Annotated in this window: 8 protein-coding genes; 4 read left to right on the forward strand and 4 right to left on the reverse strand. The window is 64.0% G+C overall.

The genetic code is table 11. The features are described from left to right. On the reverse strand, positions 1 to 293 hold a 293-nt coding region (locus MOV75_RS16885), incomplete at its 3' end, for a helix-turn-helix domain-containing protein (RefSeq protein ID WP_247006230.1). A 213-nt stretch (positions 294 to 506) separates the two neighbouring features. Here MOV75_RS16885 and MOV75_RS16890 point away from each other — a divergent pair. After that, entirely contained in the window at positions 507 to 1742 is a 1236-nt protein-coding gene (locus tag MOV75_RS16890) for an acyl-CoA dehydrogenase family protein (RefSeq protein WP_246918611.1), read from the forward strand. 136 nt (positions 1743 to 1878) lie between these two features. Further along, entirely contained in the window at positions 1879 to 2937 is a 1059-nt protein-coding gene (locus MOV75_RS16895; protein ID WP_246918620.1) for a phosphotransferase family protein, read from the forward strand. 219 nt (positions 2938 to 3156) lie between these two features. On the opposite strand, the gene argE is transcribed toward MOV75_RS16895, so the two are convergent. Next, positions 3157 to 4350, reverse strand: coding sequence for an acetylornithine deacetylase (gene argE, locus MOV75_RS16900; RefSeq protein ID WP_246918630.1), 1194 nt, complete (start codon positions 4348 to 4350; stop codon positions 3157 to 3159). A 1146-nt stretch (positions 4351 to 5496) separates the two neighbouring features. Further along, a complete protein-coding gene (locus MOV75_RS16905; protein ID WP_246918638.1) occupies positions 5497 to 6282 on the reverse strand; it encodes an SDR family NAD(P)-dependent oxidoreductase in 786 nt (261 codons plus the stop codon). A 135-nt stretch (positions 6283 to 6417) separates the two neighbouring features. Here MOV75_RS16905 and MOV75_RS16910 point away from each other — a divergent pair, with 135 nt between their 5' ends. After that, positions 6418 to 7116 (forward strand): histidine phosphatase family protein, encoded by a 699-nt coding sequence (locus MOV75_RS16910; protein WP_246918640.1) that lies wholly within the window; start codon positions 6418 to 6420, stop codon positions 7114 to 7116. Positions 7117 to 7235: 119 nt separating this feature from the next. After that, positions 7236 to 8003, forward strand: a complete 768-nt coding sequence (locus tag MOV75_RS16915; protein ID WP_246918642.1) for an SDR family NAD(P)-dependent oxidoreductase — start codon at positions 7236 to 7238, stop codon at positions 8001 to 8003. A gap of 207 nt (positions 8004 to 8210) precedes the next feature. Here MOV75_RS16915 and MOV75_RS16920 read toward each other — a convergent pair. Beyond that, positions 8211 to 9265 (reverse strand): serine hydrolase (locus MOV75_RS16920; RefSeq protein ID WP_247006231.1); only part of this gene is annotated, 1055 nt, incomplete at its 5' end.

The raw sequence follows: 9265 nt of genomic DNA on the forward strand, positions 1-9265 counted from the left end.
CGCAGCGTCGGCCCGACCAGCGCATGCAGGATCACCTCGATCGGCGCGCGGCCGCCGCCTTGCTCTTCCGCCGCCTTCAACTCGCGCAGGCGCTCGCGGTTGGTGGCGAACGAGCGGGTGACAAATAGTTCCGCGATCAGCTCGTCCTTCGAGCCGAAATGATAGTTCACCGCCGCCAGGTTGACACCGGCCTCCGCGACGATGTCGCGCAGCGTCACGTCGCCAAAGCCGCGATCGGCATAGAGCCGTTCGGCGGCGGCGAGAATGGCAGACCTCGTATGATCGCTGGCCATGGATGCCCTCAGGGAGGGAGTTGCAATTCAAACACTTGTATGAAACTATCGTTTGAAGGCCGGAGAAAGTCAATCCGCAATCGCAACCCGTTCGCAACGCGCGAACGCGTTCGAAAGGCTCGCAATGTCAGCGCATTCGCGCTTGCGGGCCGTGCGCAGCGGGAGGACAGTCCGGTCAAAACAGCTTTGCAAAGCAAGACCGAGGAGCGTCCCATGGATTTCGATCTGTCCCCCAAGCAAAAGGAATGGCTCGACCGCGTGCAGTCGTTCATGGCCAAGCACGTGCGTCCGGCGGTGCCGGTCTATAACGAGCAGGACAAGAGCGGTGATCGCTGGAAGGTGATTCCGGTTCTCGAGGACCTCAAGAAGAAGGCAAAGGCCGAAGGCCTCTGGAACATGTTCATGCCGCCGAACGAGCATGAGGATGATGAATTCCGTGGTGCGGGATTGACCAATCTCGAATACGCGCTGTTGTCGGAGCAGATGGGCCACATCTCCTGGGCCTCGGAAGTGTTCAATTGTTCGGCGCCCGACACCGGCAACATGGAGGTGTTCATGCGCTACGGCTCCAAGGAGCAGAAGCGCAAATGGCTGCGGCCGCTGATGGACGGCGAGATCCGCTCGGCGTTCCTGATGACGGAACCCGCGGTTGCCTCGTCGGATGCGACCAATATCGAAACCAGCATCGTGCGCGACGGCGACCACTACGTCATCAACGGCCGCAAATGGTGGTCGTCCGGCGTCGGCGATCCCCGCTGCAAGATCGCGATCCTGATGGGCAAGACCGATTTCAACGCGGCCAAGCACCAGCAGCAGTCGCAGATCCTGGTTCCGCTCGACACCCCCGGCATCAAGGTCGAGAAGATGCTGCCCGTGTTCGGCTTCGACGACGCGCCGCACGGCCACGCCCAGGTGCTGCTCGAGAACGTGCGCGTGCCGAAGGAGAACATCCTGCTCGGCGAGGGCCGCGGCTTCGAGATCGCGCAGGGCCGCCTTGGTCCCGGCCGCATCCATCACTGCATGCGCACCATCGGCAAGGCCGAGGAAGCACTGGAGAAGATGGTGAAGCGTCTGATGTCGCGCACCGCCTTCGGCAAGAAGATCGTCGAGCACTCGGTATGGGAGCAGCGCATCGGCGAAGCCCGCACCAACATCGAGATGACGCGTCTGCTCTGCCTCAAGGCCGCCGACATGATGGACAAGGTTGGCAACAAGACCGCGCAGGCCGAGATCGCCATGATCAAGGTCGCGGCGCCCAACATGGCGTTGAAGATCATCGACGAGGCGATCCAGGCCTTCGGTGGCGCGGGCGTTTCCGACGAGGCAGGTCTTGCGAAGGACTATGCCGGCATCCGCACGCTGCGGCTCGCCGACGGTCCGGACGAGGTGCACAATCGCGCCATTGCAAGGCTCGAAGTTCGGAAGTATGCCAATTCTCCCAGGCACTAAAAACGGCGGAGAGCGCTGACCGCGCTCTCTTCACCGTCATTCCGGGGCGAGGCGCAGCATCGAACCCGGAATCTCGAGATTCCGGGTTCTCGCTGCGCGAGCCCCGGAATGACGAAAAAAATGAGGGAGCGTCACCGTGGCTGACGGCGTCAGGAAAGACGAAGAGTTCTCCGGCACCAAGCCGGTCGAGGAGCGGCATCGTATCGACGAGATGCGGCTCGAAGCCTGGATGCGCGACAACGTCGAAGGCTTCGAGGGGCCGCTGGTCGTGCTCCAGTTCAAGGGCGGCCAGTCCAACCCGACCTACCGGCTGGACACGCCGAAGCGCTCCTACGTGATGCGCAGGAAGCCGTTCGGCAAGCTGCTGCCTTCGGCGCACGCGGTCGATCGCGAATATCGCGTGATCGCAGCGCTCGGCAAGCAGGGTTTTCCGGTCGCGCACGCTTATGCGCTGTGCCAGGACGACGGTGTCATCGGCGCCGCCTTCTACATCATGTCGATGGAGGAGGGCCGGGTGTTCTGGGATCCGACGCTGCCGAGCCAGGCTCCGGAAGACCGCCGCAAGATCTTCACCAGCAAGATCGAGACGCTGGCGAAACTCCACATGTACGACCCCGCGGCGATCGGCCTCGGCGAGTTCGGCAAGCCCGGCAATTATTTCGCGCGCCAGATCGACCGCTGGACCAAGCAATATCGGGCGTCCGAGACCCAGCACATTCCCGAGTTCGAGAAGGTCGCGGAATGGCTGCCCAAGACCGTGCCGGAGCAGGCGCGCGTCTCGATCGTCCATGGCGACTACCGCCTCGACAACATGATTTTCCACGCGACGGAACCGCACGTGCAGGCCGTGCTCGACTGGGAGCTGTCGACGCTCGGCGATCCCATGGCCGACTTCACCTATCTGTTGATGCAGTGGATCATGCCGGGCCTCGATGGCGCCGACCTCAAGGCGCTCAACATCCCGAGCGTGGAAGAGGCCGCGCAGATCTATTGCAACGTCACCAAGATGACGGTGCCTGATCTCAACTGGTACTTCGCCTACAATCTGTTCCGCCTCGCCGGCATCACGCAAGGCATCGCCGGCCGCGTCCGCGACGGCACCGCCGCCAACGCCAAGGCCCTGGAGTCAGCCAAGCGCACCGTGCCGCTGTCAAAGGCGTCGTGGGAATACGCGCAAAAGGCGGGCGCGGTGTAGGAAAGAGGCGCGGCTGATGGCCGCGCCTTTTTGCTTGAAGTGTCGTAGCCCGGGTGAGCGCAGCGATATCCGGGACATTGGTCTCGCATGTCGCTTCGCTCATGCGGGCTACGAGACCTCCCGTAGGGTGGGCAAAGGCGCGTAGCGCCGTGCCCACCATCTTTCTGCGATCGCTGGCAGAAGTGGTGGGCACGCTTCGCTTTGCCCACCTTACGGCACCTACACCGTGCCCATCGCACAATGCGCGATCAGCCTTTCCACGAAGCCCGCGCATTTCTCCAGCTCGGCCATCTCCACGAACTCGTCCGGTGTGTGCGCCTGCGCGATCGATCCCGGTCCGATCACCACCGAGGGGATGTCGGCCATGCTGGCGAACAGGCTGGCTTCGGTGCCGAAGGCGACCTTGGCGTGGTCGTTGCGCCCCGCAAGGCTCTTGGCGAGCGTGACGATCGCGGCATCTGCTGTAGTGTCGAGCGCGGGGTAGTCGAGGATCTCCTCGAAATCGATGCCGCACTCCGGATGCCGCGCCTTCATCGCGGGCTCAAGCTCGGCCTTGGCCCAGGCGACGATAGCATCCGTGACCTCGCGCGACTCCGTGATGCCGATACCGCGGCATTCGAAATCCACCGTGCAGGTGTCAGGCACGATGTTCAGCGCCGCGCCGCCGTGCACGATGCTGGTGAGCAGCGTCGAATGCGGAACATCGTAGAGGCTGTCCGTTGATCGCGCGGCCGCGAGCGCAACAGCGCGGCGGCGGATCTCGACGATCAGCTCGGCGGCGTATTCGATCGCGTTGACGCCGTCGGGCGCGATTGAGGAATGGCGGGCAAGCCCGCGAAACGTCGCGCGCACGCCGTGCTTGCCCTTGTGGCCGATGATCACCTTCATCTCGGTCGGCTCGCCGACGAAGCAGCCGAGCGGCCTGATCTTCTTTTTTGCGACCTCGCCGAGCATCGGCCGCACGCCGACGCAGCCGATCTCCTCGTCATAGGAGATCGCCAGATGGATCGGAGTCCTGAGCTTGGCCTCCACCATCTCCGGCACCATCGCGAGGCACACCGCGACAAAACCCTTCATGTCCGTGGTGCCGCGGCCAAAGAGCTTGCCGTCGCGCTCGATCAGCTTGAACGGATCGTGGCTCCAGTCCTGACCGACCACGGGCACGACGTCGGTGTGGCCCGACAGCACGAAGCCCGGCCGATCCTCCGGTCCGATCGTGACCCACAGCGAAGCCTTCTGTCCGGTCTCATCAGTGATGCGCTCACCCTTGACCCCGAGGAAGGCGAGGTAGCTCTCGATATGGGCGATCAGCGGCAGGTTGGTGCGGTCGCTGACGGTGTCGAAGCCGATGAGCTCAGCGAGAAGGTGGCGGATGCGATCGGGTCGGGAACTCGGGAAGATCGGGTTGGGCATTGTCATTTCTTGTCGGAGGAAGACGGAGGCTGAGGCGCTTGCATGAACCATACCAACGTGGGGCTCCAATGAGCAAATCAACATGATGGTCCCGTAGCCTGGGTGAGCGAAGCGATGCCCGGGACCTCTGGTGCCGTGAGTCCCGGATGTCGCTTCGCCCATCCGGGCTACAAGATATCGCGTTGCCCGTCGGGCAAAACACGCCAGTGGTCGGTCAATCCGCACTGAGAAAAAGATTCCGATTTACCGAAATTCGGAAATGGCGTATGTGTCGCGGCAACCCGGCCCAAGGAAGAGGGGCGTGTCGCGATCGTCACGAACGCGGGCCGGACGGCGGTGGACGCTGATTGCATCGGCGCGAAGAGCTTCGCAGGGCGGGCAACCGTGAGCGAAACACCTCGCGCGCACGACCGGTGTGATCGGCGTACGGCAAAATCGTGTGGTCCTGACGCCCGGGGTCTGTGCGTCAAGTCTCAGCGGTGATGTGGCGGCCCGACCGGGTCCGCGCATCGCAAGGCGACGGGGGCAATAGTGCATCGCTCCCCGGGGAGAGCACGACATAAGCCGTCAAACCACTGCGCAGGGAAGGCCGGTTGTTTGGCTTCACCTGTATGCCGCTGTGCAGATTTCGCTACTGCCTTTCGCACAGTGGACCGCGGGTGCCAGCCGGCGCCCGGTCTTCCCTGCGCCCTCTTTCAATTGAGGGTGAAGCGATGAAGCAAAGCTCGGGCGAAACAAGCCGCGAGGATGCGAAGGTGTGTCTGCGATTTGAGAGACGTAGGATGGGTAGAGCACTTGCGAAACCCATCATCTTTCAACGAAGGAAGTGTTGATGGGTTTCGCTTCGCTCTACCCATCCTACGAGCCGCCCCCGCACACTCCGTCGTTGCGAGGAGCCCTTGCGACGAAGCAATCCAAAGTCTTTCCGCGGCGGCAGTCCTGGATTGCTTCGCTCCGCTCGCAATGACGGTGCGGAAGCAATATCGCGCCGACACCTCATCTCGTGCCCCGGACGCTGCGCAGCACGAAGTGATGCGCTGCAGAGCCGGGGCCCATGTTGCAGCGAGCGCTGTGGCTTGCTGGGTCCCGGCTCTGCGCAGCAGCGTAAGAACGCCGCAGCGCGTCCGGGACACGAGCGCGTGCCCGCTACACCGGTTTCCCCGTATACGGCATCGACGCCGTCAGGCCACCATCCACCGGGAACGCCTGGCCGTTGACATACGAAGCTTCGTCGCTCGCCAGGAACAGGCCCATCGCCGCGAGCTCGTGCGGCTGGCCGGGGCGCTTGAGCGGGTTGAGCTGGCCGATCTTGTCTTGGGTACCGCGCTCCTTGGCGCGGTCGAAGATCGGCTTGGTCATGCCTGTTTCGATCAGGCCCGGGCACACCGCGTTGATGCGCACGCCGGTGCCGGTGAGCGAATACGCGGTGGTCTGCACCAGGCTGATCACGCCGGCCTTGCTCGCGGCATAAGGATGTCCGCTGGCGCCGGCCTTGAGGCCCGCGACGGACGCCGTCAGCACGATCGCGCCGGATTGCTGCTTCACCATATGCGGCATCGCATGCTTCACCGCGAGGAACGGCCCGATCAGATTGACGCGCAACACCTCCTGCCAATGCTCCACGGTCTGCTCGCCGAGTGGGACGAGCCCGCCGCTGACGCCCGCATTGGCCCAGATCACGTCGAGCCGGCCGTGGGTGTTCACCGCCTTGTCGATCACGGCGATGACATCAGTCTCGGAGCCCGCGTCGGCGATCATGGCTTCCGCGACGCCGCCGGCCTTTTTCACCTCCTCGACGGTCTCCTTCACCGCCTCGGTGCGATCGACCGCAATGAGCTTTGCGCCTTCCCTGGTGAACAACAGCGCGGCGGCGCGACCGATGCCGCTGCCGGCGCCGGTGATGATGACGGATTTGCCTTGCAGGCGGCCCATGCGTTTCTCCCTTGTGGTGCCTCGCGCGGCCCTTGCCGCGCGACGGAATTTCAAACAAGATTTCAAACGGTAAAGTGTCTTGAGACACGCTCACTACTGACGTACAGCGACATCAAACGGGATGGAAGGGTTTCGATGGCAGGTGCAGACAAGCCCAATGTGGTCACGACACGGTGGTGGTGGGTCCGTCACGCGCCGGTGCGCAACGACGGCGGCAACATCTACGGACAGTCCGACATCGCCTGCGACACCAGCGATACCTATGTATTCAACGCTGTTGCCAAGGTGCTGCCACGCAACGCGGTCTGGTATTCGAGCAATCTGCAGCGCACGCATCAAACGGCCGAAGCGATCTGGGCGGCCGGCTTCCCCAGGCCTGCGTCGATGAAGTGGGAAGCGGACCTCGCCGAGCAAAATCTCGGCCGCTGGCAGGGTATGAACCGCGCCCAGTTCGTCGCGAGCCGCCCCGTCGGCACGAGCTGGTTCGCCGACATCAACGAGCCCGCGCCCGGCGGCGAAAGTTTTATGGATCTCTACAACCGCACGCGCCGCACCATCGAGCGGATCAACAATGAGGCGGCCGGGCAGGACGTGATCGCGGTCGCGCATGGCGGCACGATCAAGGCGGCGCTGGGCCTCGCCCTCGACGGTCAGGCGGAGCGGGGGCTGTCGTTCGACATCGACAATTGCTCGGTGACGCGGCTCGATCATTTCGCAAGTCCCGAGCGTACGGTCTGGCGGCTGCCGATGGTGAACCAGCAGCCGTGGATCGCGGATGCTGCGCACGCGGCGATGCATCAGCCGGCCGGACCGGAAGTCAAGAAGCTCGCCTGAAGAAGTTGTCATTCCGGGATGGTCCGAAGGACCAGACCCGGAATCTCGAGATTCCGGGTTCGGTCCTGCGGACCGCCCCGGAATGACATCGAATACCAAAATCAATCTGGGAGAGAAACATGACCTTGTTCGACATGAAGGGGAAAGTCGCAGTCATCACGGGATCGACGCGCGGCATCGGGCTCGCCATCGCCGAACGCATGGCCGAGCACGGCGCCAAGGTGGTGATTTCCTCGCGCAAGGCCGACGTCTGCGAGCAGGTCGCCAAGGGCATCAACGACAAATACGGCAAGGGCACCGCGGTCGCGATCGCCGCCAATATCTCCTCGAAGGAGAACCTGCAAAACCTCGTCGACGAGAGCAACCGCGCCTTCGGCAAGATCGACGTGCTGGTCTGCAACGCCGCATCGAACCCGTATTACGGTCCGCTCGCCGGCATCTCCGACGATCAGTTCAGGAAGATTCTGGACAACAACATCGTCGCCAACAACTGGCTGATCTCGATGGTGGTGCCGCAGATGATCGAGCGCAAGGACGGCTCGGTCATCATCGTGTCCTCGATCGGCGGTTTGAAAGGCTCGACCATCCTCGGCGCCTACGCGATCTCCAAGGCCGCCGACATGCAGCTCGCGCGCAACCTCGCCTGCGAGTACGGCAAGCACAACATCCGCGTGAACTGCATCGCGCCGGGTCTGATCAAGACGGATTTTGCCAAGGCGCTGTGGGACAATCCGGAGAATTTGAAGGCCTCGACCGCGCGTTCGCCGCTCTTGCGCATCGGCATCCCCGACGAGATCGCGGGCGCGGCGGTGTTCCTGGGATCCGCGGCCGGCGACTTCATGACCGGCCAGACCATGGTGATCGACGGCGGCGCGACGATTAGTTGAGGTGTGAGATCAGGCCGAGGTGTGGCCGCGGCGAACAGTGCGCTCCCTCTCCCGCTTGCGGGAGAGGGTAGGGGAGAGGGTGTCTCCACGATGGGACAATCGCCTGGCCGAGAGAGCCCTCACCCGGCGCTGCGCGCCGACCTCTCCCGCAAGCGGGAGAGGTTGCACTGAGCTTGTCGCTCGATCGTTCCCTTCACGGAAGAAACCTCACTCCACCGCCGCGTAAACCAGATCCCGGACCAAGGTCCGCGTGTAGTCGCGCTGGCCGGGGCCCTGGCTCATGAACACCGCGAACAGGTCCTCCTTCGGATCGATCCAGAAGAACGTGCCGGCGATGCCGCTCCAGAAATACTGGCCGACGCTGCCGGGGAAGGGCGCGATGCCGGCCTCGCGACGCACTGCAAAGCCGAGACCGAAGCCGTGCCCGGGCGACAGCAGCGTGCCATTCGTCACGACATGCGGCCCGAGGTGATCGGACGCCATCAGTTCCAGCGTCTTGCGGCCGATGATCCTGTTGCCGTCGAGCGTGCCGCCGTTGCGCAGCATTAGGCAGAAGCGGGCATAGTCCATCGTGGTCGAAACCAGCCCGCCGCCGCCGGACTCCATCACCGGTGCTTCGTGCATGTTGAAGAGCGCGACCTTGTCGCCGGTCCAGGGATCGGCCGCGAACGGCTCGGCAAGCCGCCCGGCGTTGGCCTCGGAGGTCGAGAAGCCGGTCTCGGCCATCTGCAGCGGCGCGAGCACGCGCTCGGTGAGGAAGGCTCCGAGCGACTTGCCGCTGACGACCTCGATGATGCGGCCGAGGATGTCGGTGGAGCGGCTGTAGTTGAACTCCGCGCCGGGCTGGCAGACCAGCGGGAAGCTCGCCACCAATGCGGCGTGTTCGGCGTTGGTGATCTTGCGGCTGCGGACGCGGGACTCCTGGTAGAGCTTGTGCACGGGGCCATCGCCCTGGTGCTCGTAGGTGAGGCCCGAGGTGTGGCGGAGCAGGTCCTGCACGGTCATGGGCCGCGCCGGCGGCACCAGCTCGAGCTTGCCGTCCTTGACGATTCCGACCTGCTGGCTGGCAAATTCCGGGATGAACTTGGCAACGGCGTCGCTGAGCAGGAGGTGGCCGTCCTCGACCAGGGACATGACGGCGACCGAGACGATCGGCTTGGTCATCGAGAAGATCCGGAAGATCGAATCCCGCGCCATCGGCGCGGCGGCCGCCGGGCTCTGCTTGCCGAGCGCCTCGAACCAGCCGACCTGGCCGCGGCGGG

This window comes from Bradyrhizobium sp. PRIMUS42 (assembly GCF_023006515.1).
Taxonomy (GTDB): domain Bacteria; phylum Pseudomonadota; class Alphaproteobacteria; order Rhizobiales; family Xanthobacteraceae; genus Bradyrhizobium.